Below are 25,931 nucleotides of genomic sequence, written 5' to 3'. Positions count from 1 at the left end.
ATGCAGGATTCCAGCCCCGATCCCTTTCACCGGGAGGATCCCGACGACGCAGACCCGCGACTGGCACCCCTGCTGGCCTGGCGCCAGCAGCTCATCGATTCCGGCGCGGTGGCGGCCCGCAGCTTCAAAGAGGCGCATCTGCGTCTGGTGCTGAGGTCCGGTCGCACGGACGTCGAGCAGATCCGCGCGATGCTGCCCGGTTCGGTCGCCGAGCACGCCGACGAAATGGCCAGGGTGCTGTCCGAACTGGACACGTCGTCCACCGAGCAGACGTCCATCACCGGCAGGCACCGCACCACCGATGCGTCGGCCGGTGGGGCCCTCCCGCCGCCGACACCGCCACCGGCCGGGGCGTCGGGAATCCTCCCACCGCCTTCGGCGCCGGCCGTCCCCACCGAGCCGGCTCCACCGGCCGAGCCGGTGCTCCCACAGGCCGCCCCGCCGGTGGCCGAAACACCGCTCACGGCAGCCGATTTCACCCCGTTCACATTCGGTCAGCAGCAGCCGCCCCGGCAGAACATCGCGTTGCGCCGCAGCGCGGCCGCCGGTGCCATGGAGTTGAGCTGGCCGCCGCTGCAGGGCTCCGACGGCGTCGTGCTGTACCGGTTGGTGAGCTCCGAGGACAACCCGCCGTACTCGCCGGATCGCGCCGATCTGGTGGCCGCCACCGATACGACGTCGGCGACCGACACCCGCCCACCGGGTGCGGCGGTCCGGCACTACCAGGTTTGGATCAACGTTGGGGCCACGCGCGCCGAGGCCCTGACCGCGCAGCCGATGCTCTACGCCGCGGGGGTGCTGGTCAGCCCGATCACCGACTTCGCCATCCGCGAGGACGCCGGCCGAGTCATCGGCCAGTGGACCGTGCCCGCGGGGGTCAGCGCGGTGTACGTCTACCGGGTACCCGCCGCCGAGGCCGGCCGCGACGGTCCGCAGTACCGCATCCTCGCGGGCAGCGACAACCTCAACGGCTTCGTCGACTCCGAGCCCGTTCGCGGTGAGCGTTACCAGTACCGCGCCCGCTGCGCCGCCAATGTCGACGGGGTGCTGCGGCTGTCGGAAGCCGTCGAGACCGACATCGAGATCTCGGCCGTGCTGGCCCCGGTCACCGACCTTGCGGTGGCGACCGGTGTGGACGGCTCGTCCTTCGATCTGACCTGGACGCCGCCTGCGGGTGGCCGCATCGTCATCTACCGCACCCAGGACGGGCCGAATGCCGGCGCGGAATCGGCCGAGCTGCCCGAAGGCGCGCTCGAACAGGTCGGGCTGACGCCGGAGCTGCGGCTCACCCAGCCGGTGGTGACCCAGACCGGGCCCGACGGCAGGCCGCGCGCGCTGATGGCCGGGGTGTCCTGGCCGGCCGACTGGAGCCGCGCCTACCTCACCCCGGTGACCATCCTGGCCGGCCGGGCCCTGGTGGGCCGCACACTGTCGTCGGTGCGGACCGGCGCCATCCGCGACATCGAACTCGCCGAGTACTGCAACAAACAGGTGCTCACCTTCGACTGGCCCGACGGCGCGGCCGGTGTGGTGCTGTACCTGGCCCCGAAGGGCTACGACCCGCGCGGCGGGCTGACCGGCAAGTCGTTCGAGATCTCGCTGGAGGAATACGAGAAGTACGGCGGGATGCAGCTCACCGGCCAGTTGCCGGTCGGTGGTTGCTCGCTGCACCTGGCCCCGGTGGCGTTCTCGGGTGGCCGCCGGGTCACCGGGGCGATAGCCAGCGTCGAGTACCACGGGTTGCTGCGGCTGCAGTACGCGGTGCGCATCGGCCGGGATCCGCAGGGATTCCCGACGACTGCGACCATCGCGATGCGCTCCGAGCACGATCTGCCCGGTTCACCCGCGTTCGTCCTGGTCAACAATCCGCAGCGGATACCGCTGAGCGTCCACGACGGTCAGGCCGTCGACGTGGCGCCGCTGGATGCGCAGGGGCAGTTCGCCGATCGGCCGTCGAAGGAACTGCGCTGGTCGCAGCTGACCACCACGGGAACGGGCGAGCTCTGGGCGGCCAACGTGCGCGGCCTGCAGGGCTGGATCCGCTTGTTCGTCAACACCCCGTCAGCCGAGCGGCTCCGGGTGATCGCCTTGCTTGATCCGCCGGTGGACAGTCTGCGGCTGACAGCGATGGCGCAATGACTGCCCCCACGCGAGGAAGACCAGATCAGCCCCGCTACGGCCAGTTGGCCTACACGTCGTTCGATGCTGTCGGTTCGGCCGGCGGCTGGCAGGTCAAACAGACCACCGGTGACCTGACGCCCGAAGAAACCCAGCAGCTGATCGCCGGGGTGCGCACGGTGTTCCGCCCGGTGCAGCCGCTTCCCGATTACCCGACACCCGAACAGCTCGACCAGGGTCCGCGGCGGCTGGCCTACGGCAGGGTCGACACCGGCACGGCGTACTGGCACACCGTGCCCGCGGGGTCGGACAGCACGGGCCGGCCCGGCAACGTGTTCGCCCACGTTGTGCTGGACCGCACGCCGTTGGCGGCGCCACGGCGCCGGCCGATCCAGTGGTGGCGGTCACCGCAGTGGGCGCGTCCCTACGGCGCGGCGGCGGTGAGCCGGGCGACGATTCCCGACAGCCCACCCGAGCCGGGCACGGTGGTGACCAAGGACAGCGTTGTCGCGTTCGCGCTGGATACCAGCACGTGGCGGTTGGCGACGCTGTTCGCGCTGCTCGATGCCGTGGCCGGGGCGCTCGACGGCGGAGCGCCGGTGGTGCTCGGTGCGGAGTCGGTCGAATCGGCCGCGCAGTGGATCGGGCTCGTGAGTTTTCTGATGTCGCCGGGCACCGCGGCGACCCTGAGCTTCTCCACGTTCGACCGGGCCGATCAGGTGATGCTGGCGCTGCACAGCGGCCAACTGCTGACGGCCGTGCCGATCGGTGATCTGGATGCCGTGCCCGCAGGCGTCGTCGTGATCAGCGAGACCGAAGCGGTATCGATGGGCGAGCTCGGCGGTGATCCGCACCGGACTGCTCGCGGGCACACCATCGAGGCCACGCACTGGTCGGCGATGGCCCAGGTGGCGCTCCTGGAACCGCGTTCGGCGCGCCGGCTGCTCGACGACATCGACCGCGTCGCCGAGCAGGTCCACGACGAGGGTCTGCACCCCGCGTGGCCGACCGCAATGGTGGTGGCAGGTCGCCCTGAGTTTGCTGACGCCGTCGAAGAGGCGCACGAAGTGATCGCTGCTCACTCGCCTCCGGATGTCCCGGCCGGCTCGCAGGCCGCCCAGACCATCGCCGACGTGCTGTCGGCGGTGGTCGGCACTAGCACTGCCGACGCCTGGCGCGCCGTGCAGGAACTGCCGGATGGGCCCGCCGCGGATTTCGCCGATGCGACGTATCTGAGCCGCGCCATCACCGATGACACCTGGCTTGGTCAACTCGGCCCGATCCCCTTGGGGCCCAGGTTGTTTCACGGGAAACCAACGCCTTCGCAGGTGCAGTCGGCGATCGGGCCCGGGCTTGCCGCGGCCCGGGATCAAGGTCCTGAACGTGAGCTGCGGGTGATCGAACTACTGCTGCGCGCAGGGGTCGCCGACGATCGGCTCGCCCCGGCGCTGGTGGACGATGTGGTGCCGCATCTCGACGATCCGGTGCGTGGCCCCAAGATGCGCCAGCGCGTCGACGCGGACGGCAGACTGGCCATCGGTGCAGCTTTGCTGCGGGCCGGTGGTGACGTCGAGGGCACCGCGATCAGTGACAACCTGCTCGATTGGCTGGCCGACGCGACGCCCCTGCCCGGTGCGGACGAGCTCGCGCATGCCAGCCCCTGGGACCAGATCTGGATCCGCGCCGCGCTGCGCGGCATCCGGGCCGGCCGGCGCGGGTCGGTCGAGCCGGGTGATTCCGGGGCGCAGCTGTGGTGGCTGCGGGCGACCGCATCCCCGCATTTCGAACAGGCCGTCGCGGAGTCGGTGTGGGATCCGGCTGACCTCCTGCTCGCGTTGGGGGCCGACCCGATCACCGGGGCCGGCACCGTGCGCACCCTGGTCGGCGCGCCGGACTCGCCCGCGCTGACCGAGCTGGCTGGCCGGGTGATCGACGGCAACGGCGACAGCACGGCGGTGGCGTGCGCGGCGGTGCGGTACATCGAGCCGCAGATGTGGATGCACCAGCGGTACGTGGAGACCCACCAGAGCGCATACCTGCCGTTCTGGGAGCAGGTCCTGGGCAATACCGAGCCCAGCGCGGTGCACCACGACTTCGCTGTGCGGATGCTGACATTCGCCCTGCTCGGCGTCATCGCCGGGCAGCCCTACCCGCAGGCCTGCACGGTGCTGGCGGCCGATGCCGGCCTCGGCGGTGAGGCCATCGCGCGGGTGATGCCGCTGGTCGACGGATACGAGGTGGCGCCGCAGGCCGTGCTGGCGGTGACACTGCTGCGCGTCGCGTCGGCCGAAGATGCCCAGCAGCAGCTGGACGTGATCGATCAATTGATGGGGCAACTGGCTGAACGCGTGGCGGCAGGCATGCCCGGTGAGGAGAGCGACGTCGACGCGGTGACGATGCTGATGACACAGCTGTCCGGGGATGCCTCGGACGGCACGGTGCGGCGGTACCGGAAGATGGTGGGCAGGCTGCTGGCCCGGCGCAATGACACACAACCGTCGCTGGCGGCGAGATTGCGGGGGAGTCGCTGATGCCGATCTATGTGGTGAACGCACGCAACCAGCGGGTGCAGATACCCAGCCAAGCGCTGTCGGTGTCCATCACGGGCGCCGTCGGCGGCGCCGCACTCGAGGTGCACGGCGGACCCGATCAGCCCGTGGTGCGCTCGAGCGCGCATCAGGCGTTGCTGCCCGGCCTCACCGGCCCGGTCATGGTGTCGGTGCGCCCGGTGGGCACCGACCGGTTCGCCAGCGGGACGGTCATCCACCTGGCGATCGCCCACGACAATCCCGGTGACGTCGATCCGGTCCAAGTGATGTTCGATCCGATCGACGTCAGCGGTGATACCGGGCTGACGTTCGCCAAGCTGACCCCCGACGGCACGCAGATCGACATCTCGGTCAGCGCGGTTGCCGATACCCCGCTGAGCCCCCTGGCCACTGCCGCGCGCACGTCGGCGCGCAAGATCACCGGCCGTGGGCCGGGCGAGTCCGACGGTGCGGTGCTCATCGCGTTCGACACTTCGGCGTCGATGCGCAGCTGGTTCGCCGACGGCAGCGTGGTGGCGGCCACCGAGATCGTGGTCGGGGTGGCCGACGCGGTGGGCGTGCGGAACGTCTCGGCGGTCCTGGTGGGCGCGGATGTGGTCCCGGTGACGGCCTCGGGCAGTGCCGAGCTGGCGGACGCGGTCCGACGAGCGACACCCCGCTGGTCGGCAGGCGCGCGCTGGTCGCGGCTGGCACCCGGGCCGTCCCGCGTGGTGGTCTGCGCGGACTATCCCACAAGTGCGGTGCGGCAACGGTTTCCGGTGATCGCGCTGTCCAACGACCGCAGGCTCGACGCTGCCGGTGCGCGCCTTCCCGCACCGCGGCCGGGTAACGAGGCAACCGCCGAGCTGCTGGCGCATCCGCCTGTGCTGGACCGGATCACGGCGTCGCTGGTGGAGGCCCTGGCCCGATGAGTAAATGCCCGCGGTGCTTTTCGGCACTCAACCCGAACCAGCATCTGTGGACGTTGTCCGCTCAGGCCGGCGGCACCCGCTACCGCGACGACGTCGCGACGGCGTACCTGGGGGCGCCCGCCGACTGCGGTCCGCTCTACACCTGGACCCGCACGCCGGGGTACAACGGCCCGCCGCCGCCGACCGCGGAGGCCAGCCGAGCGCTGCAGGGCCCGGCTGTGGAGATCTGCCCGGTCTGCCACTACGTGTTGCCCGAGGGCTGGCGGCAGGGGCACGCCATCTGCATCGCCATGGCCGGAGCGCGTGCCACCGGCAAGAGCCTTTACATCGGCGTGTTGGTGAAACAGCTTGAGCTGCTGTGCGAACGGCTCGGTGTGTCGATGGAGCCGGTCACCCGGGCGACCGCGCAGGCCTACGCGACAAACTACGAGACGCCGCTGTACGTGCAGCGCGGGCTGATCCCGCCGACGCCGACCGTGCACACCCAGGCCTCGACGCAGCGTGAACCGCTGATGTTCTCGATCGGCATCTGGCACGGCGTGCGGCGGTTCTTGGTGCTGCGCGATGTGGCAGGCGAGGACATGGAGTCCGGTGATCTGCACACGCCGCCGTTCCGGTTCTTCGCCAACGCCGACGCGGTGTTCTTCATGTTCGACCCCTTGCGCGTCAAGGCGATTCGCGATCAGCTGCAGGATCTGCTGCCCGCTCAGCTGTTCAGTGGTGGCGATCCGCGATCGGTGCTCAACAACGTGATGATGGCGGTTGCCCCGGGGCAGCCCAAACTTGCGGTGATCCTGTCGAAGTTCGACGCCTTGCGCGTGCTCCGAGAGGTGGAGGGCTCCGAGTGGAGCCTGATCATGTCCAACGCGGGCGCGGCGTACCTGCGGGACACCTCCGACAGTCAGCAGTACGACGAGATCGGCGGTCAACTGATGCACGAAGAGGTGCGCAGTCTGCTTACCCGCCTGAATGCCGGCTCGATCGTCGCCGCGGTCGAAAACCCTTCGAGTGGAATGCGTTTGCAGAACCGCTATTTCGTCGTATCCGCGTTGGGTCAGCCGCCCAGCGGCAACCGGCTGCACTCGAGGGGTATCGCGCCGTTCCGGTGCGCTGATCCGGTGCGGTGGGTGACGTCGAGTTTCGGGGTGCTGTAGGGGTGACGCAGGGTTGGGGGGATCCGTTCGGCGGGGCGCCGTTCGGTCAGTCGCCGGATGGTCCACCGATCATCTCCGCACCGCATCAGCCGCCGCAGCCGCGGCCGCCGCGCAGATCCAAGACCGTTGTGATGCTGGCGGTCTTCGGCGGGATCGCCACCATAACCGTTGCAGCACTGGTGATCTGGGCCGTGCTACCCGACTCGTCGAGCACTCCGGCAGCCGGTCACGCCACGACCTCGTCGACGCCGAGCACAACGGCGGCGCCGGCGCTGGTGAAATCGGCTCAGCTACCCGGGTTGCTGCTGAGCATGGACGAGGTCAAGCGCGCGACGTACGCGACGAGCACCGCCTACACCGTCACCGAGAAGCAGCAGTTCAACGCCTCCGAAGGCGTGGCGACACAGCCCGACAACTGCCGCTCGGCGTTGTTCACCGGCGCCGGTGAGGTGTTCGCCAACAGTGGTGCCACGGCGACGTACTCACGATCGATCGTGCTGCCCGACCCGTTGACCACTACCGAGTTGGGTGGGGTCGAAGAACGAGTCGTCTTGTACCCCAACGCGTCTGCGGCAAGTAAACAAGCCGCGGACATCGAGAATCTGTGGCACGGGTGCGTCGGCCTGCTGACCGAGACTCTGAACTATGGCAAGAACTGGATCAAGTACCAGGTGGACCCGCTGACCCGCTCACCGCAGGATCCGTCGATCGTGGTGTTGAGCAGTATCGTCACCGACACACCGCGTGTTCCGAACTTCCGCAATGTCCGGGTCATCGCCGCCAAGAACAATGTCGTGGTCGACGTGGCGGCGTTCGGTGGAAACTTCGGCAATGGCGCGCAGACCATCACCGCTGAAATCCTGGCGCGGGTCGGCGGTCTGACATGACCTACCCGCCTCCCGATGACCCGTTCGGCGGCATGCCGTTCGGTCAGCTGCCGCCGGGACCGCCGCCGCCCTACAGCGGTCCGCCGGTCATTCCGGCTGCGCCGCAACCGCCGTCACCGTCGGGTGAGGTCAACACTTTCGCGACGCTGTCGGTGGTGTTCGCATTCGTGTTCGCCCCGGTCGGCGCGGTGCTCGGCCACCTCGGTCTGTCGCAGGTCAAGCGCACCGGGCAGCGTGGCCACGACCGTGCCCTCATCGGGGTGGCCCTGTCGTACACCTTCATGGTGGCGGCCGTGGTCGCACTCGTCGTGTGGATCACGGTGAAGCCCCCGGCTGCCGAGTCGAACACCGTTGTCGCACAGACCACTACGACGACGTCGGTTCAGGCGACCACGTCGACGCCCCCGCCACCGCCGCCACCTCCGCCGGTCGCATCCGCGGACATGGCCGGACTGTTGCCGAGCCTGGACGAGATGCGCCAGCTCATGAACAACCCGGACCTGACCGACGCGGGCAACGGCGACGAGGTGGGCGTGGTTTCTCCGTCGGTGCAGACCTTCGATCCGCCCGAATGCGTGGCGTCGATGAATTCGTTCACCCCGGAGCCGTACAAGGACAGTGGCTATCGCTCGGTGCTGTCAGTGAATGCCTCTGGGCCCCACGGCAACACCCAGGCAGGCATCGGTGTAGCCGTGTTCGACGACGCAGCCGCCGCGCAGAAGACGCTGACCAACTACATCGCGCTGCTGCAGCAGTGCGCGGGGAAGACGCTCACCTGGACCATCGTCAAGGACGCCAAGTGGTCCAAGTTCATCCTCGGCGCACCCGAAAATAGCGGCGCTGTAACGGGTGTGCACAACACCAACATCGGTTCGACCACCGGCATCTATCGGGCCATCGGAGCCAAGTCCAATGTGCTGGTCGATGTGCAGATGGTAGGCGCGGATCTGACCGACCAGAACATCAGGGCCGTCAACAACGTCCTCGACAAGATTCCGGGCTGACATGACGTACCCGGGAGGACCCGACGACCCGTTCGGCGGGGCGCCATTCGGCGGCTATCCCGCCGGCCAGCAGCCCCCGTACGGTGGGCCGCCCGTCATCCCAGCGCCCGCCCCGCAGCCGCCGCCGCGTGGCAAACGGCGTGGTGTGATCCTCGCCGCGGTGGCCGCCGTGGTGGTGATCTCCGTTGCGGCCCTGGTGGTCTGGCTCGTCGTACCCGGCAATCGCAGCGCCCCGGCGCCCGGCCCAGCCGCGACGACGACATCGGCGAGCACCACCCCGACCTTGAGCGTGCCGCAACCGGTGAGCCCGTCGCAGCTGACCGGCTTTTTGCTGTCCCTCGACGACGTCAAGCGATTGGCCAACGCTGCCAACGACTACAAGACGACTGACAGCACAGCACTCAATGGAGCGGAGGGCATCACCGTCACCCCGCCGCAATGCGTCTCCGCGTTGTTCGGCGGTGGCGCCGACGTCTACGTTCCCAGCGATGTCATCGCGACCGTCGCCCGGCAGGTGGACTTGGTCGGGGATATGAAGAAGGTCGGCCTCGGTGGTCTCGAGCAGCGCGTGGTGCTCTACGAAAACCCCTCCGTGGCAAGCCGACTCGTCTCCGACATCGAGGCGAAGTGGGGTGGGTGCGCAGGCCCCGTGACCGTGGCCTTCACCGACGGCACTCCCACCTCGCACTACACGGTGGGCCCGGTCACCCACGGAAACCGGAACCCGTCGATCGTGCTGGTGAGCGCGACGATGGCCAATTCGGCGCTGTTCGTCAGCACGCGGGTGGTCGTGGCCAAGGCGAACGTCGTCGTCGATCTGGCCCTGATGGGTGCCGACCTCGGTGAGAGCGCGGAATCGATTGCGCTGGAGATCCTGTCGCGGATACCGAACTCGTAGCCGCTGCGCTAGCCGGCCCTACGCAGCGTCCCGACCAACTGATCGACGAGACCAGGGTCGGGCGCGCCCGGGTAACCCTGCTCAAGGGAGACGACAAACATCACCGAGCCGGGCTGGCCCGGAACCTTGGTGGCGACCATGAGCGGTGGCGCCTCGCCGTAGCCCGGCCAGGCCTGGGGCTGCTGGAACCCGCTATGGAACGGGTTGCCCGGCTGTTGGTAGCCGCCGGGGTTGTACTGCTGCTGATCGTCAAACGGGTTACCTGGCGGTGGACCCCATCGCGGCGGAGTAGTCAATGCTCCGCCTCTGAACACCCCAAGTGCGTGTTCGCTGGCCGGTCAGCCGGATTGTAGGCGGCTGACCGGGCGCACCTCATGGCCACTTATGGTGGGCGGATGAGCAGAGAGGTGCTGGTGCGTGGGTAAGAACGAACGGGCGAAGATCGTCATGTCCGACGACGAGATCACGGAATTCATCGAGCGCAGCCGGACGGCGACCATGGCGACGCTGCAGGCCGACGGCAGGCCGCACCTCGTCGCGATGTGGTACGCGGTGCTGGACGGCGAGATCTGGTTCGAGACCAAGGCCAAGTCGCAGAAGGCGGTCAACCTGCGCCGCGACCCCACGGTCACCGTGATGATCGAGGACGGGCTCACCTACGGCACCCTGCGCGGGGTGTCCATCGACGGCCGGGCAGAGATCGTCGACGACCCGGAAACCTTACTGCGCGTGGGCATCAGTGTGTGGGAGCGCTACACCGGGCCCTACACCGAGGAGATGCGGCCGTTCGTCGATCAGATGATGAACAACCGCATCGCGGTGCGCGTGGTGCCCAGCCGGCTGCGGAGCTGGGATCACCGCAAGTTGGGGTTGCCCGCGATGCCGGTGAGCGGAAGCACCGCGCAGTACCTGGGTGAGGACGTGTCCGGCTAGGCCGTCGGGTGCGGCCGCGGCTTCAGCTTGGCGTTGGGCAGCGGCGGCGCGGGTAGCCGCGCGATGTGGCCGACATATCCATCCACGTCGCCGAATCGGGCGTCGTTGCTCTGCCACTGTTCCCGGTAGGCGGCGATGTCGTCATGGCTGCGCCCGACGAAGTTCCACCACATCACCAGTTCCTCGGGAAACGGAGTGCCGCCGAGGATGATCAGACGCGCCGGGCCTGCCCCGCGATTGACCAGGTGAAGCTCGCGGTGGCCGGGGCTCTGGTATGCGAGATCGGCCACCGCCAGCGGCGTTCCGGCCACCTCGACGTCACCTTCGTCGAGCAGCACGCCGTGTTCGAAGGCCGGATCGACCTCCAGGGCCACGGTGGCGCCGGGGTCGATGTCGAGTTGGGCGCCGAGCAGTGGGGTGAAGGTGTGTACCGGCGAGCGCGAATCGGCCAACTCACCGAGGAAGACTCGCAGCGTCGCTCCGCCAATAGTGCGGGCCTGCGGTGCGAAATGCGCGAAATCGCGGTCGGTATCACGGTCGGCGTCAGGAAGGGCGACCCACAGCTGCACGCCATGCAGAATGGTCGTGGCCGAGGTGGACACCTCGGAGTGGCAGATGCCTGCACCGGCCGTCATGAGATTCAGCTCGCCGGGACGGACCATCGCGTGCACGCCGGCGCTGTCACGATGTTCGATCTCGCCCTGGAAAAGCCAACTCACGGTCTGTAATCCGGTGTGCGGATGGGGTGGGACATCCATGCCGGTACCGCCGCGGACATCGTGCGGACCATAGTGATCGGCGAAGCACCACGCCCCGATCAGCGAACGGTCGCGTTGCGGCAGCGTGCGCCGCACCAGCAGCGCCCGCGGACCGCCGAGCGGAACCTCACGCGCGTGCAGGACGCCGGTGAATGCCGAAGCCGTGCAGGTCACTTCGGCGGGGAGGACGTCGGTGTTGCTCATGATGCCACCGTAGTGCGATCCGCTGTGTGGCACGCGTGGTTAGCATGTCGGGATGACCCGGCCGCTCACCGCCGACGACGTTCGCAATGCCGCGTTGACGAAACCGCCCATGGGCAAACGGGGTTACGACCGCAAGTCCGTTGATGACTTCCTGCAACTCGTCGCGCGTCGGCTCGAGGGGCGTGGCCACCTGAGCGCCGCAGACGTGCGCAACATCGCGTTCCCGAAACCACCGCTGTTCCAACGTGGGTACAACGAGGACGAGGTCGACCGTCTGCTCGATGCGGTAGTCGCCACGCTCGAGCGCTGAAATAAGTAGGGGGACGGTGCCGTCACTGCGCCTCGCGGCGAGTGGTCGCTCGAAGCGACAGTTGTGGTGTGGGGCCCGGGGCAATGCCCGGCACCGTCGCATGCATCAACAGCACACCCCGGGCCCCTATTCCTCCCCCGTGTGGAACTGCTGCCCTCCCGCCGCCGTCCCCTCGATCTCGGCGGCGAGAGGGCAGGCGGATCAGGCGGCTTCCGGGAAGATCAGCTTGGTCTTGCGGACCGGGTAGCCGTTGCGCTCGGCCAGCGAGCGCAGTTGCTTGAGCGCGAACGTGCGGCCCCGGCCGCCTTCGGGAACCATGATCCCGGCCCAGAGCCCTTCGGCGCGCGGCAGTTCGCAGGCCTCCCGTGCGCACAGCCAGCGGCGCGGGCACTCCCGGCAGATCACCTTCGCCTGGTCGTCGGGCGTTGAGGTCCAGCGCTCCGGGTTTGCGGTGCAGACGCCGAGCGGGATTCCGTTGGCCATCAATGCGGTCATTTGTGCTGCTCCCCTCGTAAGGACTGTGCGGTGTCCCGCGTTGAGAGGAACGCTATAGCAAGAACCGTAGCAGTGCAACAGTTTGAGGAAATTTAAACCGTTGCGGCGCTACGAAATGGTTTTGGTTCGCTCGCAAGCGTAAAACTACCTAGTTGTCATTACCTGCATGAACAGCAGCGATGGCAAATGAAGCGGTCGATGCGGGCTCCGTAGCATGGGTACGGTTGCCCTCCTGGCGAAGCCGTAGCACTGGTGCGGTTGGCGAAAAATCCCGAAACCCAAGTCGTAGCGGTGCTGCGGTATGGGGTTAGAATCGATGGGTCCACGCAGCCATCACGGGCCGCCAAGCGCTCCAGCTCATTCAGCTAAGGAACCATCCGGAGATGACCGATGCGGAGTTCGATCTCGCGACCGGCGAGTTCGATGTCGGCTTGATCCGCGCCGGTGCGGCTGCCGCTGCGCGCCGACGCGAACTCGACATCAGCCAGCGCAGTCTCGCTGCCGACGGTGTCATCAATGCCGGTGCGCTGATCGCCTTCGAGAAGGGCCGCAGCTGGCCTCGCGAACGTACCCGGCTGAAGCTGGAAGAGGTTTTGCGCTGGCCGCCGGGCACCATCGCACGGCTGCGCCAGGGTGGCTCGGTCCCGGCCGAACCCACGCTGCCGCCCCCGCCGGCCGCAACTCTGCCTGCCCAGCCCGAGGTGGCGCCCAGCGCCCCCGCGTCCGCCTCGGCCAATGCCGAGGTGCCGCTGATCGCCCAAGCGGTGCTCACGGCGGCCAACACGCTCGGTTCGACCATGGACGCCATGCCGCCGGTCAGCGATCCCGATTTCACCCCCCGCGTCACGGCGATCCTCGCCGACCTGCGCCAGCTCGAGGCGGTGGCATCACGGGCTGCCCGGATCAGCCAGGTGACCCCGGCGTTGATCAAGGCGCTCAGTGCGGTCCGGCATCAGATCGATGAGCTCACCATGCGAGCCGCGGCGGCGCCTGGCGCGACGTTGGGACAGCGGCTCTACGCCGCGCGGCGCCGCGCCAACCTCACCATGGGTGAGATGGCGCAGGCAGCGGGCGTGCCCGAGGACACGATCAGCCGCACCGAGGCCGAATATCCGGTGGACGCGGCCGCCGTGCACGCCATCGAGGCGCTGATCGACGCGATGGTCTGACCGCGGCGGTCATTACCGCTCTCGGTGCCGGTCGTCTGACGACGGGAAGTGGTCGGCCAGCGCCGCGGCGATCTCCAGGAACTTGCGGCGCGCGGCCGGGGTCATCACCCGGGTGCCTTCGATCACGCCACCCGGCCGCAGATTCCCGTCGAACGGCACCTCCACGACGGTCTGGCCCTGTCCCGCGAACTGCCCGGCCAGGATGGACCGGGTCCGCTTGTCGGCGTGGCCGTCGGAATCGTTGAGGACGACAACCGTGCGCTGCAGCAGGCTCGTCATGCCGCGGTTGGCCAGCCAGTCCAGCGTCTGGCCGGCCGCGGCGGCGCCGTCGACCCACGGTGAGGACACCACGATCAGGGCGTCCAGGTCTCGGAGTACTTCCTGGGTCACCGGTGAGTCCATCGTCGAGCTGCAGTCCACGATCGAGATGGAGAAGTGCCGGTCGAGCCGGGTGGTCGCCTCACGATAGATCGCGGCGTCGAGGACGCGGCGGCGGGCCGGGGTGCCCTCGCCGGCCAGGACGAAAAGTCCTGCGGCGTTGTTGCCGACCCGGCTGCGCACATCGGCGAAGGTGTCCAGGTGCTTGTCGGAGGCCAGTTCCCAGTAGGAGCCCTGGGCGCGTGGGTCGACGCGGCTGCCCAACTTGCCGAAGGCGGTGTCGGCGTCGATTGCGACGACGCGATCGTCTTGGCGCAGTTCGGCGAACACCGATCCGACGCTGGCAGAGACGGTGGTCTTACCGACGCCGCCCTTGCCCATGACGCCGACCTTGTAGTGGCCGCGCAGCACGCCCTTGATCTTGGCTTCCAGCTCGGCCTGGCGTAGATCGTCGGCAGACGGTCCGGGATTGATCAATCCGAACGAGGCCTTGTAGACCAGCAGCCGCCAACCTCCCGAAGGGGGTTCACGGCGGGGCGGTACCAGATCGTTGACCCGGATGCGATCGGCATAGGAGGCCGGCGGGGTCGGAGGGGCGGTCTGGGGGCGGCCCTCCGGTGCGAATCCGCCCTCGGGCGGCCACGGTGACCCGGCGAACGATTGATGTGGCTGCGGAGCGGGCGGCGCGGGGTGAGGGGGCTGCGGTGGTGACTGAGGTCGCTGCTGATGGACGGGCCATCCGGGCTGCTGCTCCCACTGGTTGCCGTCGGGCCGCGCAGGCGCCGGGGGAGCCGGGCGTCCGTCATGCGGTGGATGAGTGGGCTGCTGGGCATGTTGCTGTGTCACTTGTTGTGGCGGCTGTTGTGGCGGAGCGGGCTCGCGGAAGCTGGTGCGCGGCTGCTCTTCCGGGGGAGGCTGCGGCGGGTCGACGGCCTCGTGCTGCCCCGCACGCGAGTCGTCGTCGTTCGAGGCGGGTGACTTCGGCGGGACGTAATCGACCGGAGGCCGGCCAGGCAGTGAAGGCACAGGGGACTCCGGGGCCCGTCGCGGGCGGCGCGTCGGCCCGGTGTCCGGTTCGAAATCGGTGTCCTCCCCACCCGTCCAGCCGAGCTCTCTACGCAGGGTGTCGTCGGGGTCGGTCACGACTGAATCTCCTCGGGTTGTCACGCGACGGCTATCTCGACCGTCCTCAGTATCGACTACGCCACCGCCTTACCGCAGCCGCCGGTGGCAGCACCGGGTACCAGGCGCCCGACACAGACATCACGCCGACCCCGACGTCAATTTCATATGCGCTGGTTAAGTCGCCGGAAGGCAACGGATTTGGGCGGAAAATTGGTGCTCAGAGGGGCCTAGGCGCGCTGGTAACGTCTGTCGCGTCGAGGGGGATCTGCGTATGGGCATGACAGGCGATACCGCCAAATCCGGGAAAGAACCGATCGTGGGCCGCGGGCCCCGCGAGGGCATCCTCGATGCCGGCCGCAACGTCATCGAAGGCATGAAGACCACGACCGGTACCGGCACGCCGGACGACGGCAGCATGTTCGGCACGGGAGCCGAGCAGCTCGGCAAGGCGGGTGCGACGCTGAAGTCGGCATTTCCCGACGACTCATGGCACAGCAGCGGATCGAGCGCCTATGCGGCCCGCAACAACGAGCAGCTCAGCCGCACCGCCGCGATGATCGAGGCCGATCACACCGTCGCGACCGTGCTGGCACGCGAATCGGAGCAGATCTGGACCACCCGCGAAAACCTGGACGGGCAATCGGACTGGCTGGCCGACATGAGTCAGGTGACCACGGCCATCGGCAACATTCCGTATGTCGGCAAGGCTTCGCAGACCGCAACCGAGATCGCCATGGTGGCGCGCGCGGTCGGCGCCTCGACAGAGCAACTGCTCACCATGCAGCAAAATGTCGATGCCAACGCCGCCGAACTGCACGGCGCCGTCGCCAAATATGCCGACATCGCGCGTGATACCAAGCCCGACGAGCGCGCTACCGAAGACAGCACACCCGCCACGGCGCCGCCGCGCCGCCCCGAATCCGCCGATCCGGCCGCCCCGGCCTCCGCGACACCCGCGGCGGTATCCCAACCATCGCCCGCAGAACCACAACAGACCACTGCCTCGCCGGCGTCAGCTCCGGGACGTCCCGCGGCCACCGGTGGCGGTGACATGGGGGCCGCCATGGCGGGCACGGTGGTCGGCTCGATCCTCGGCCCGCTCGGCGGCATTCTCGGCGGCATCACCCAGGCCGCGTCGCAGGCTCTGCAGGCTGCGGTGCAAGCCGCCACCCAAACCGTCCAGGGCGTCACGCAGGGGATCGGGCAGGCTCAGCCGTATTCGGCGACCCTGGACAACGAGAAGCTCGACGTGGCTGATGGCAAGGACGAGCAGTCCGACAAGGCCGAGAAAGACGAGAAGGACGACAAGCCCGCAAAGGATGTGAAGGACAGCCGCAACGCGGGCGCGCCGGCGGTGGACAAGGGCGAGAAGGACACGAACCCCGGCACACCCGACGCAGGCGCAGGCGTTCCGGAAGCTGCGGGCCCGACCGACAAAGGCGCCGCCAAGACACTGCCGCCGGACCTCGGGACGGGCGAATTCAGTGGCGGCGCCGGCCGTGCACCGGCCCGGGCGGAAGTGGATTCGGAACAGGCTCAGCTAAGTGTTCCGGCTGCGGTTAGATTGGATGGCGCTACTCCTGGATCTACGTCCGTGACGGGGACGTAAGAATCTAGGAAAGGGATCGAGGGGAAATCATGTCGGAGGATTTGCGCGTCGCTACCGAACATCTACGCGAACTGTCCATCAGGCAAGGTCACGCCGCAGGCGAATTGGCCTCCGCAACGGCGGCCGTGACCGGCGTCGACAGCTCGCTGCGCTGGACACACGGGCCGATTTCGTGGTCCACGGCCGGTGCGGTCGAGGCCGCACAGAACGCTCGCCGTGCCGCGGGCCTCAGCATGGCGACGCTGTCCGAGGGCCTGAGTGAAAAGCTGACTGTCGCCGCGCGGCGTTACGACCACACCGATGAAGACCGGGCTGCGGCGCTGAAAACACACGTCGACACCTTCGGGCAGCTGGCGGAGCAAACCCGATGACATCCGTGCACGGGGCTGATCCCGACGCGCCTGCTTACGACGACGTCGTCGCGGCCGAGGTGACCATCGACGGCATGCTGGTGATCGCCGACAAATTGGGTCTCACGGATTTCCCGCCGTCCCTCGGTATCCGGCTCAACATTCCCCAGGTGGACCTGCGCCAGATCGTCTGGGAGCAGGTTGAGCGGGACCTCACCGCGCAGGGCGTGCTGGACGTTTTCGGTAACCCGCACCCTGAAGTCGCCGCGATGCTCGACACTCTCAGCAGAGCCGATCGCACCCTGGAAGGGCGCTGGTGGCGCCGCAACCTCGGTGGGAAGATGATCCGGTTCGTGGTGTGTCGTAAGGGGGCTCGACATGTCGTATGCGCGCGGGACAACGAGATGCTGGTGTTGCAGCGGGTGGCACCACAGGTCGGGATGGCCGGCATGGTGATGACGGTGCTCGGCACCGGTAATCCCGCCAACGTCGAACCGCTCACCGGCGTCGCCGACCAGCTCGCCAAATGCCGCACCGCGGACGATCTCATCGGATACGGCATCCCGCCCAACTCGGCGCGGGCCTACGCGAGCATCATCTCCGAGCCCGAGAGCTGGGTGGAGATCGTCGGCAGTGAACGCCTCCCCGGCGGCACGACTGCCCAATCAGACGTCGCCGCAGGAGTTTTGGATTCTGCACCGGGCCGGATCGTCTCGATTCCGCGCAAGGTCAACGGCGAGCTGTACGGCAGCTTCCTGTCCGGTACGCAGGACAACCTGCAGCGTGCCCTCGACGGGCTGATGGAGTTCCTGCCCTCTGGTGGCTGGTTCGACAAGACCGATTCGGACAGTTCCTATCTTCACTGAGAAAGGCCGCCACGGTGGGTGAGTCTCCGCCATACGACCGGGACTACGAAGACGACGATCAGGACATCCTTTCGGCGATCGATTTTGTCTACCCGGACCAACAACCCGACGACGATACGGATATCGACGTGCACGTCGGCGTCCCGTCGGCGCCCGACGACGACGAGCCCGCATTCTCCGCGCTCGATGCCCTCGACGCCGAGAATGACGAACCCGACGTGCCGATCTTCAGCGTCACCAACCCGCCGGGGACCGTGACGGTCACCGCGTACATGGATGGCCGCGTGCAGCAGATCGACCTGTCGCCCAAGGCCGTCGACATGACCGAATCCGATCTGATCGACGAGATTCTCGTGATCGCCGAGCTGGCCACGCAGGACGCGCGCTCGGCCCAGTACTCGTTCATGCTCGAAGGAATGCGAGAACAGGGGCACGACGATTTCGCGACACGCGATTTCCTGACCCGCGATCTCAACCTGCCGACGCCCGAACAGTCCGATGCGGCCCGGGCCCAGATCTTCGCAACCCGCTACGGAGGAGAAAATGGCTGACCACCTCGCAGGCATGTTCGGGAGCGCCGTGGGCATGCTGGCCAGTTCCCCGGCCCGGGCCCTCGAGGTGTTCACCGAGATCACCAACTACGACGAATCGGCGTGCGACGCCTGGGTCGGACGGATCCGCTGCGGTGACACCGACCGGGTGACGCTCTTCCGGGCGTGGTATTCGCGATCGAATTTCGGACAGCTGGCCGGCGCCGCCGAAATCTCGATGAACAGCCTGGGCGCGCGAATTCCGATCGGCGGCATGTTCGGCAAGGACATCAGCTACCCGATCAACTCACCGTTGGCCATCACCATGGGCTTCGCCGTGCAGGAGGCGGCCGAGGGCAACTACGCCGACGCGATGGAGGCTCTCGAGGCCGCCCCCGCGGGTGGGAGTGAGCACCTCGTCGCCTGGGTCAAGGCCGTCATCTATGCCGCCGCGCAGCGCTGGACCGACGTCATCGATCAGGTGCGCGGCGCCAATGCCTGGCAGGACAAGTTTCTCGCCGCGGCGGCAGGGGTCGCGCACGGTGTTGCGGCGGCCAACCTCGGGTTGTTCACCGAGGCCGACCGTATCCTCACCGAATCGAACGACACCCCCGCAGGCCAGGCCTGCGCACCCGCCATCGCGTGGTACCTGGCCATGGCGCGCCGCAACGAAGGCAACGAGGAATCGGCCCGGATTCTGTTGGAGTGGTTGCAGGCCAACTTCCCGGAGCCGAAAGTCACTGCTGCGCTTAATGATCCGACCTACCGGCTGAAGACCACCACCGCGGAGGCGATTTCGTCGCGCAAGGATCCCTGGGATCCCAACAGCGTCGTCGCCGATACCTCCGGCCGGGAGAAACTGCTCGCCGAGGCGCAGGCCGAACTCGACCGGCAGATCGGGCTGAGCCGGGTCAAGGAACAGATCGAGGCCTACCGGGCCGCCACCCAGATGGCGCGGATCCGCGCGGCGCGGGGCATGAAGGTCGCTCAGGCCTCCAAGCACATGATCTTTGCGGGCCCTCCGGGCACCGGCAAGACGACCATCGCGCGGGTGGTGGCCAATATTCTTGCGGGCCTTGGAGTGATCGCCGAGCCGAAGCTGATCGAGACGTCCCGTAAGGATTTCGTCGCCGAGTACGAGGGGCAGTCGGCGGTCAAGACGGCCAAGACCATCGACCGGGCGCTCGGCGGGGTGTTGTTCATCGACGAGGCCTACACGCTGGTGCAGGAGCGCGACGGGCGCGCCGACCCGTTCGGCACCGAGGCGTTGGACACGCTGCTGGCCCGCATGGAGAACGACCGCGACCGGCTGGTGGTCATCATCGCGGGCTACAGCAACGACATCGACCGGCTCCTGGAGGCCAACGACGGTCTGCGCTCGCGTTTCGCGACCCGCATCGAATTCGACTCGTACGCACCTGAAGACATCGTCGAGATCGCGAAAGTCATTGCCAAGGCCAATGATTCACAGCTTGACGACACCGCGGCCAAGCGGGTGTACGAGGCAGCCTCGCTGCTCAGCCAGCGCAGGCTCAACGGTAAGCCCGCCCTGGACATCGCGGGTAACGGGCGGTACGCGCGCCAGCTGGTGGAGGCGGGCGAACAGAATCGCGACATGCGGCTGGCCCGCACGCTGGACTTCGACAGCCTGGGCGTCGATCAACTCAGCGAGATCAACGGCGAAGACATGGCATCGGCGATCGCGTCGGTGCACAGCCGACTGAACGTCGGCGAGTAGGCGAGAACAGGCGATGGCAGGGTTTCGACTCACTACCAAGATCCAGGTCAGCGGCTGGCGCTTCCTGCTGCGCCGGGTCGAGCACGCGATCGTGCGCCGGGATACCCGGATGTTCGACGACCCGCTGCAGTTCTACAGCCGCGCGGTGTCGACGGGCATCGTCATCGCCGTGATGGTATGCCTGGGCGCGGTCGCCCTGGCGTACTTCAAGCCGCTCGGCAAGCGTGGGAGTGACACCTTGGTGGTGGACCGCACCACCAACCAGCTCTATGTCATGCTGCCCGGCTCGGATCTGCTGCGTCCGGTGTACAACCTCACCTCCGCGCGGCTGGCACTGGGACACGGCGACGCGCCCGCGGTGGTCAAGTCGGAGGAGCTGAACCGGATGCCCAAGGGGCAGCCGATCGGCATTCCCGGTGCGCCGTACGCCACTCCCACGGGTGTTCCCGCTTCCACGTGGTCGCTGTGCGACACCGTCACCAAGCCGGACAGCGCTGCGCCTGAGGTGGAAACCTCCATCCTCATCCGGTCGTTGATGACCGACATGTCCGTCGGGCCACTCGGCCCCAGCCAGGGCATGCTCGTGACGTTCAAGGGCGCCAACTGGCTGGTCAACGATGTCGGTAGGCACGCAATCGATCTGGCCGACCGCGCGGTGACCTCCGCGGTCGGAATCCCGGTCACGGCCAAGGCCACACCCATCTCCGAGGGCCTGTTCAACGCGCTGCCCAACATGGGGCCGTGGCAGCTGCCGCAGATCGTCGCCGCGGGAGCGCCGAATACCGTTGGGCTGCCGGAGAATCTGGTGATCGGTTCGGTGTTCCAGACGGCGACGGAATCCGGCAACCAGCAGTACGTGGTGCTCACTGACGGGGTGGCCCGCGTCAACGAGACGACCGCCGCGGCGTTGCGCGCGACCAACTCCTACGGGCTGATCACGCCGCCGACGGTCGAGTCCAGCGTCGTCGCGAAAATCCCTGAGCAGGTGTATGTTTCGCCGTTACCGGCCAAGCCGATGACCATCCTGCTACGTCAGGACGATCCCGTGCTGTGCTGGGCCTGGCAGCGCGAACCGGGTGATCAGTCCGCCAAGACCACGGTGATCGCAGGGCGGCATCTGCCCATCTCGTCCGCGGCGATGGGCACCGGCGTCAAGCAGATCGAAGGTGACGCCACGGTCTATATCGACGGCGGGCAGTTCGTCCGGCTGCAATCCCCCGATCCGAAGGTCGGCGAGGGCCTGTTCTACATCGATCCTCAAGGTATCCGGTACGGGGTGGCCAACGCCGACGCCGCCAAGAACCTCGGTCTGGCGGCGCCGGGTAACGCGCCCTGGCCGGTGGTGAGCCTGCTCGTGGAGGGGCCGGTGCTGTCGAAGGACGCGGCACTGTTGGAGCACGACACGCTGCCCTCCGACCCCAAGCCCCGCAAGGTGGAGGACAAGGCAGGCTCATGACGACACGGAAATTCACTCCGACCATCAAGCGTGGTCCGCGTCTGACACCGGGCGAGATCAACGTCGCTCCGCCCGACGATCTCGGCATCGAGATCCCGCCTTCGGGTTTCCAGAAGGCGATGCCGTGGGTGATGGGCGGCTGCATGATCGGCATGATCGCGATCATGGCCTTCACCGGCTTCCGGCAACTGTCGCCGTACATGCTGATGATGCCGCTGATGATGATCATGGGTGCGTTCGGAATGATGGCCGGCGGTGGTTCGGGCGGCAAGAAGGTCCCGGAGGTCAACGCCGACCGCAAGGAGTACCTGCGCTACCTGGCCGGTCTGCGCACGCGCGTGACATCGTCGGCGTCGGCTCAGGTGGCGTTCTTCAGCTACCACGCGCCGCACCCCGAAGACCTGCTGTCGATCATCGGCACCAGCAGGCAGTGGTCGCGGCAAACCAACGGCAACCCCGACTTCTTCACCTCCACCCGTGTGGGCATCGGTGCCGAGATCGCCGTCGACCGGCTACTCAAGCCCAACACCAGCGGGGAGCTGTCCGGTGGGCAGGCCGCGCCGGCCGCGCACCTGGAACCCGTCAGCCACATGTGGGTCACCAAGTTCCTGCGCACCCACGGCCTTGTGCACGACTGCCCGAAACTCGTTCAGCTGCGCGCTTTTCCGACGATCGCGGTCGGTGGTGACGAGAAGGGTGCCGCCGAGCTGCTGACGGCGATGATCTGCCATCTGGCGGTGTTCCATCCGCCGGACCTGCTGCAGATCCGCGTGCTGACCGACGACCCCGAGGATCCGAAGTGGTCCTGGATCAAGTGGCTGCCGCACGTGCAACACCAGACCGACACCGATGCCGCCGGTTCCACCCGCATGGTGTTCACCCGGCCCGACGGGCTGGCTGATCTGACTGCCCGCGGGCCGCACAGCCCCGACGCGGCGCCGGGCGGGCCGTACGTCATCGTCGTCGACCTCACCGGTGGCAAGGCCGGTTTTCCGGTCGACGGCAGGGCCGGCGTCACGGTGCTCACGCTGGGCAACCATCGCGGTTCGGCGTACCGGCTGCGGGTCGCGCCGGACGGCATGACCGAGGACAAGCTGCCCAACCACGTCTACCGCGAGGTGGTCAGGGTCACCGACCGGATGACGCCGACGCAGGCCAACCGGATTGCCCGCAAGCTGGCCGGCTGGTCGATTACCGGGACGATCATCGACAAGAACGTCCGGGTGCAGAAGAAGGTCTCCAACGAGTGGCACCACCTGGTGGGTGCGCAGTCGGTGGAGGAGGTCACCCCGGCCCGTTGGCGGATGTTCGCCGATACCGATCGGGACCGGCTCAAGATCCCGTTCGGCCACGAGTTGAAGTCCGGCGAGATCATGAGCCTCGACATCAAAGAAGGCGCCGAGTTCGGAGCAGGTCCCCACGGCATGCTGATCGGCACGACCGGCTCGGGTAAGTCGGAGTTCCTGCGCACGCTGATCCTGTCGTTGGTGGCGACCCATCATCCAGACCAGATCAACTTGCTGCTCACCGACTTCAAGGGTGGTTCCACCTTCCTCGGCATGGAGAAGCTGCCGCACACCGCGGCGGTGGTCACCAACATGGAAGAGGAAGCCGAGCTGGTCAGCCGGATGGGCGAGGTGCTCACCGGTGAGCTCGACCGGCGCCAGTCGATCCTGCGGCAGGCCGGTATCCAGGTGGGGGCGGCCGGTGCGCTGTCCGGTGTCGCCGAGTACGAGAAGCATCGTGAGCGTGGTGCCGACCTGGCGCCGTTGCCGACGCTGTTCGTCGTGGTCGACGAGTTCGCCGAGCTGCTGCAGAACCACCCGGACTTCATCGCGCTGTTCGACCGGATCTGCCGCGTCGGCCGGTCTTTGCGCGTGCACCTGTTGCTCGCGACGCAGTCGCTGAACACCGGCGGTGTCCGCATCGACAAGCTCGAACCCAACCTGACGTATCGAATTGCGTTGCGTACCACCAGCTCTGCGGAGTCCAAAGCGGTGATCGGTACTCCCGAGGCGCAGTTCATCACCAACAAGGAGAGCGGCGTCGGCTTCCTGCGGGTCGGTATGGAGGATCCGGTGAAGTTCCGCAGCCTCTACACCGGCGCCAACTACGTGCCCGCGAGCAAGAGTGCCGACGGCGACGACAAGCCGCGTGCCAAGCGGCAGACCGCGATTCGGATCCGGCAGTTCACGACGGCACCGATCCTCGACGCGGCGGGAGCGACGCGATGAATCGCGACACTGAGTGGGAGGCGGACCGCGCATGAGTACCGAAGCCGAACCCAAGGCCCTGCGTGAGGTCGTTCTCGGGCAGTTGGCCACCGGCGAATCGCGCGCCTACAAGATGTGGCTGCCGCCGCTGGCCGACCCGACACCGGTCAACGAGCTGATCGAGCGCGACTATCAGCGCCAGCCGCTGCGCTTCGCGCTCGGCATCATGGACGAGCCGCGCAGGCACCGGCAGGAGGTGTGGGGCGTCGACGTGTCGGCGGCGGGCGGCAACATCGCGATCGGCGGTGCGCCGCAGACCGGCAAGTCCACGTTCCTGCAGACCCTGATGCTCTCGGCCGGTGCTACTCACTCGCCTCGGCAGGTGCAGTTCTACTGCATCGACCTCGGCGGTGGCGGCCTGATGTACCTCGAAGACCTGCCGCACGTGGGCGGTGTGGCCACCCGCGCCGAACCGGACCGGGTCAACCGCGTCGTCGCCGAGGTCAAGGCGGTGCTACGAGCGCGCGAGCAGATGTTCAAGCAGTACCGCGTCGGCTCGATCGCGGCCTATCGCGAGATGCGGCAGGACCCCGAGCATGCGGCGTACCAGGACCCGTTCGGCGACGTGTTCCTGGTCATCGACGGCTGGCCGGCGTTCGTCGCCGAATTCCCCGATCTGGAGCCGGTGGTCCAGGACCTCGCAGGCCAGGGCTTGGCATTCGGCGTGCACGTCATCATCTCGACGCCGCGGTGGACCGAACTCAAATCCCGGGTCCGCGACTACCTCGGCACCAAGATCGAGTTCCGGCTCGGTGACGTCAACGAGACGCAGATCGACCGGATCACCCGGGAGATCCCGGCCAACCGGCCGGGTCGGGCGGTCTCGGTGGAAAAACACCACCTGATGATGGGTGTGCCGCGGCTCGACGGCGTGCACAGCGCCGACGGGATCGTCGCGGCGATCTCGTCGGCCGTGCAGCACGTCTCCGAGCTCTACACCGAGCAGGCACCGCAGGTGCGGGTGCTGCCCGAGCGGATCTACCTGCATCAGCTCGATCCGAACCCGCCCGGCCCGGATTCCGATTACCGGACCCGCTGGACGGTGCCGGTCGGCGTGCGGGAATCGGACCTCACGGTTGCCTACAACCAGATGAGCGTGACGCCGCACCTGTTGATCTTCGGCGCGCCCAAGTCGGGCAAGACGACCATCGCGCAGGCGGTTTCGCGGGCGATCTGCGCCCGCAACAGCCCGCAGCAGGTGCGGTTCATGCTGGCCGACTACCGCTCCGGTCTGCTCGACGCGGTGCCGCAGAGTCATCTGCTCGCCGCGGGCGCCATCAACCGCAACAACGCGTCACTCGAGGAGTCCATCAAGGCGCTGGCGACCAACCTGCAGAAGCGTCTGCCTCCGCCGGATCTGACGACGGCGCAGCTGCGGGCACGATCGTGGTGGAGCGGCCCGGACATCGTGTTGCTGGTCGACGACTGGCACATGATCGTCGCGGCCTCGGGCATGATGTCGCCGATGATGCCGTTGTCGCCGCTTCTGCCAGCGGCCGCCGACATCGGCCTGCACCTGGTGGTGACGTGCCAGATGAGCCAGGCACACAAGGCCACCATGGACAAGTTCGTCGGTGCCGCGTACGGCGCGGGTTCGCCGACGTTGTTCCTCTCGGGTGAGAAGAACGACTTCCCGTCGCGTGAGATCACGGTCAAGAAAAGGCCGCCTGGCCAGGCATTTATGGTGTCCCCGGATGCCAAGGAAGTCATTCAGGCGGCCTACATCGATCCCCCCGAAGAAGAAGTGTTCGCGCCACCCCTACAGGGCGGTTAGTATTTATTCAACGCACTCAGCAACGCTGGCGGCAGCCCGCCAGCAAAGGGATCGGGGGACAGATTCCTTAGCGGACTGGCAAATTGCAGCCGGGCTGTTCGTGGGTGCACGTCCTTACTATTCGTCTCGAATAAAGGAGAACAGCAAATGCAACCGATGATGCACAACCCGGGCGCCGAAGCCATTGCTGCGCAGGTTATCGCAAACGCCGCACGTGGTCTCGCCGGTGGCACTACCGCCGCCGCAGCGGTGACCGGGCTGGTGCCTGCCGGCGCTGACGAGGTGTCCGCCCTGGCCGCGATGTCTTTCGCGAGCGAGGGAGTCGAGGCCCTGACGCAGAACACCTTCGCCCAGGAAGAGCTGACTCGGGCAGGTGCGGCGTACACCGAGGCCTCGGGCATCTACAACGCGGTCGACTCTGCGCAGGCGAGCACGCTCTAAC

The 25,931-nt window shown here is 67.6% G+C and carries 23 protein-coding genes; 19 read left to right on the top strand and 4 right to left on the bottom strand.

The window, feature by feature from the left end; translation table 11 throughout:
* From RMCB_RS15685 to RMCB_RS15655, 7 genes are read left to right on the top strand one after another with little or no spacing between them, the layout of a single operon-like run.
* Complete coding sequence (locus RMCB_RS15685; RefSeq protein ID WP_062829465.1) at positions 1-2,139, top strand: SaeA-related protein; 2,139 nt, start codon at positions 1-3, stop codon at positions 2,137-2,139.
* Positions 2,136-4,649: a GAP1-N2 domain-containing protein gene (locus RMCB_RS15680; RefSeq protein WP_062829464.1), complete on the top strand. Its 2,514-nt coding sequence runs from the start codon at positions 2,136-2,138 to the stop codon at positions 4,647-4,649. Before RMCB_RS15685 ends, RMCB_RS15680 begins: the two co-directional genes overlap by 4 nt.
* Positions 4,649-5,578 carry a hypothetical protein gene (locus tag RMCB_RS15675; RefSeq protein WP_062829463.1) on the top strand — a complete coding sequence of 310 codons (930 nt, stop codon included), beginning with the start codon at positions 4,649-4,651 and terminating at the stop codon, positions 5,576-5,578. Before RMCB_RS15680 ends, RMCB_RS15675 begins: the two co-directional genes overlap by 1 nt.
* A complete protein-coding gene (locus tag RMCB_RS15670; protein ID WP_029368925.1) occupies positions 5,575-6,732 on the top strand; it encodes a hypothetical protein in 1,158 nt (385 codons plus the stop codon). The genes RMCB_RS15675 and RMCB_RS15670 overlap by 4 nt, the downstream gene beginning before the upstream one ends.
* Before the next feature lie 2 nt (positions 6,733-6,734).
* Positions 6,735-7,619 (top strand): sensor domain-containing protein, encoded by an 885-nt coding sequence (locus RMCB_RS15665; RefSeq protein WP_062829462.1) that lies wholly within the window; start codon positions 6,735-6,737, stop codon positions 7,617-7,619.
* Positions 7,616-8,623 (top strand): sensor domain-containing protein, encoded by a 1,008-nt coding sequence (locus RMCB_RS15660; RefSeq protein ID WP_062829461.1) that lies wholly within the window; start codon positions 7,616-7,618, stop codon positions 8,621-8,623. The genes RMCB_RS15665 and RMCB_RS15660 overlap by 4 nt, the downstream gene beginning before the upstream one ends.
* A 1-nt stretch (position 8,624) precedes the next feature.
* Positions 8,625-9,521 carry a sensor domain-containing protein gene (locus tag RMCB_RS15655; protein ID WP_062829460.1) on the top strand — a complete coding sequence of 299 codons (897 nt, stop codon included), beginning with the start codon at positions 8,625-8,627 and terminating at the stop codon, positions 9,519-9,521.
* 8 nt (positions 9,522-9,529) lie between these two features.
* Here the strand turns inward: RMCB_RS15655 and RMCB_RS35860 are convergent, their stop codons facing one another.
* Positions 9,530-9,817, bottom strand: a complete 288-nt coding sequence (locus RMCB_RS35860; protein WP_131805537.1) for a hypothetical protein — start codon at positions 9,815-9,817, stop codon at positions 9,530-9,532.
* 121 nt (positions 9,818-9,938) lie between these two features.
* Here RMCB_RS35860 and RMCB_RS15650 point away from each other — a divergent pair, with 121 nt between their 5' ends.
* Positions 9,939-10,454 (top strand): pyridoxamine 5'-phosphate oxidase family protein, encoded by a 516-nt coding sequence (locus RMCB_RS15650; RefSeq protein ID WP_029368920.1) that lies wholly within the window; start codon positions 9,939-9,941, stop codon positions 10,452-10,454.
* Here RMCB_RS15650 and RMCB_RS15645 read toward each other — a convergent pair.
* On the bottom strand, positions 10,451-11,416 hold the full coding sequence (locus RMCB_RS15645) for a pirin family protein (protein WP_062829567.1): 966 nt from the start codon (positions 11,414-11,416) through the stop codon (positions 10,451-10,453). The two genes, RMCB_RS15650 and RMCB_RS15645, sit on opposite strands and share 4 nt — an antisense overlap.
* Positions 11,417-11,468: 52 nt before the next feature.
* On the opposite strand from RMCB_RS15645, the gene RMCB_RS15640 reads away from it, so the two are divergent.
* Positions 11,469-11,726, top strand: a complete 258-nt coding sequence (locus RMCB_RS15640; RefSeq protein ID WP_029368918.1) for a DivIVA domain-containing protein — start codon at positions 11,469-11,471, stop codon at positions 11,724-11,726.
* A gap of 201 nt (positions 11,727-11,927) precedes the next feature.
* Here the strand turns inward: RMCB_RS15640 and RMCB_RS15635 are convergent, their stop codons facing one another.
* Complete coding sequence (locus tag RMCB_RS15635; protein ID WP_029368917.1) at positions 11,928-12,221, bottom strand: WhiB family transcriptional regulator; 294 nt, start codon at positions 12,219-12,221, stop codon at positions 11,928-11,930.
* Between the two features lie 383 nt (positions 12,222-12,604).
* Here RMCB_RS15635 and RMCB_RS15630 point away from each other — a divergent pair, with 383 nt between their 5' ends.
* Entirely contained in the window at positions 12,605-13,390 is a 786-nt protein-coding gene (locus RMCB_RS15630) for a helix-turn-helix domain-containing protein (RefSeq protein WP_029368916.1), read from the top strand.
* Between the two features lie 12 nt (positions 13,391-13,402).
* Here the strand turns inward: RMCB_RS15630 and RMCB_RS15625 are convergent, their stop codons facing one another.
* Positions 13,403-14,911 (bottom strand): MinD/ParA family ATP-binding protein, encoded by a 1,509-nt coding sequence (locus tag RMCB_RS15625; RefSeq protein WP_062829459.1) that lies wholly within the window; start codon positions 14,909-14,911, stop codon positions 13,403-13,405.
* Between the two features lie 253 nt (positions 14,912-15,164).
* On the opposite strand from RMCB_RS15625, the gene RMCB_RS15620 reads away from it, so the two are divergent.
* From RMCB_RS15620 to RMCB_RS15580, 9 genes are all read left to right on the top strand, one after another.
* The gene (locus RMCB_RS15620; RefSeq protein ID WP_062829458.1) at positions 15,165-16,502 is read left to right on the top strand and encodes an EspA/EspE family type VII secretion system effector; all 1,338 of its coding nucleotides are present in this window, start codon (positions 15,165-15,167) and stop codon (positions 16,500-16,502) included.
* A gap of 29 nt (positions 16,503-16,531) precedes the next feature.
* A complete protein-coding gene (locus tag RMCB_RS15615; RefSeq protein ID WP_062829457.1) occupies positions 16,532-16,873 on the top strand; it encodes an ESX-1 secretion-associated protein in 342 nt (113 codons plus the stop codon).
* Positions 16,870-17,718: an ESX secretion-associated protein EspG gene (locus tag RMCB_RS15610; protein WP_029368911.1), complete on the top strand. Its 849-nt coding sequence runs from the start codon at positions 16,870-16,872 to the stop codon at positions 17,716-17,718. The genes RMCB_RS15615 and RMCB_RS15610 overlap by 4 nt, the downstream gene beginning before the upstream one ends.
* A 14-nt stretch (positions 17,719-17,732) precedes the next feature.
* Entirely contained in the window at positions 17,733-18,269 is a 537-nt protein-coding gene (locus tag RMCB_RS15605; RefSeq protein WP_062829456.1) for a YbaB/EbfC family nucleoid-associated protein, read from the top strand.
* Positions 18,262-19,986: a type VII secretion AAA-ATPase EccA gene (gene eccA / locus RMCB_RS15600; protein WP_029368909.1), complete on the top strand. Its 1,725-nt coding sequence runs from the start codon at positions 18,262-18,264 to the stop codon at positions 19,984-19,986. The genes RMCB_RS15605 and eccA overlap by 8 nt, the downstream gene beginning before the upstream one ends.
* A gap of 13 nt (positions 19,987-19,999) precedes the next feature.
* Positions 20,000-21,442 (top strand): type VII secretion protein EccB, encoded by a 1,443-nt coding sequence (eccB, locus tag RMCB_RS15595; RefSeq protein ID WP_029368908.1) that lies wholly within the window; start codon positions 20,000-20,002, stop codon positions 21,440-21,442.
* Positions 21,439-23,676: a type VII secretion protein EccCa gene (eccCa, locus tag RMCB_RS15590; protein ID WP_062829455.1), complete on the top strand. Its 2,238-nt coding sequence runs from the start codon at positions 21,439-21,441 to the stop codon at positions 23,674-23,676. Before eccB ends, eccCa begins: the two co-directional genes overlap by 4 nt.
* A 31-nt stretch (positions 23,677-23,707) precedes the next feature.
* On the top strand, positions 23,708-25,489 hold the full coding sequence (gene eccCb, locus RMCB_RS15585) for a type VII secretion protein EccCb (protein WP_029368906.1): 1,782 nt from the start codon (positions 23,708-23,710) through the stop codon (positions 25,487-25,489).
* A gap of 147 nt (positions 25,490-25,636) precedes the next feature.
* Positions 25,637-25,930, top strand: coding sequence for a PE family protein (locus RMCB_RS15580; protein ID WP_029368905.1), 294 nt, complete (start codon positions 25,637-25,639; stop codon positions 25,928-25,930).
* The last annotated feature ends 1 nt before the right edge of the window (position 25,931 follow it).

Source organism: Mycolicibacterium brisbanense, assembly GCF_001570425.1.
GTDB classification, from domain to species: Bacteria; Actinomycetota; Actinomycetes; order Mycobacteriales; family Mycobacteriaceae; genus Mycobacterium; species Mycobacterium brisbanense.
This window is presented reverse-complemented; position numbering and strand designations above follow the sequence as displayed.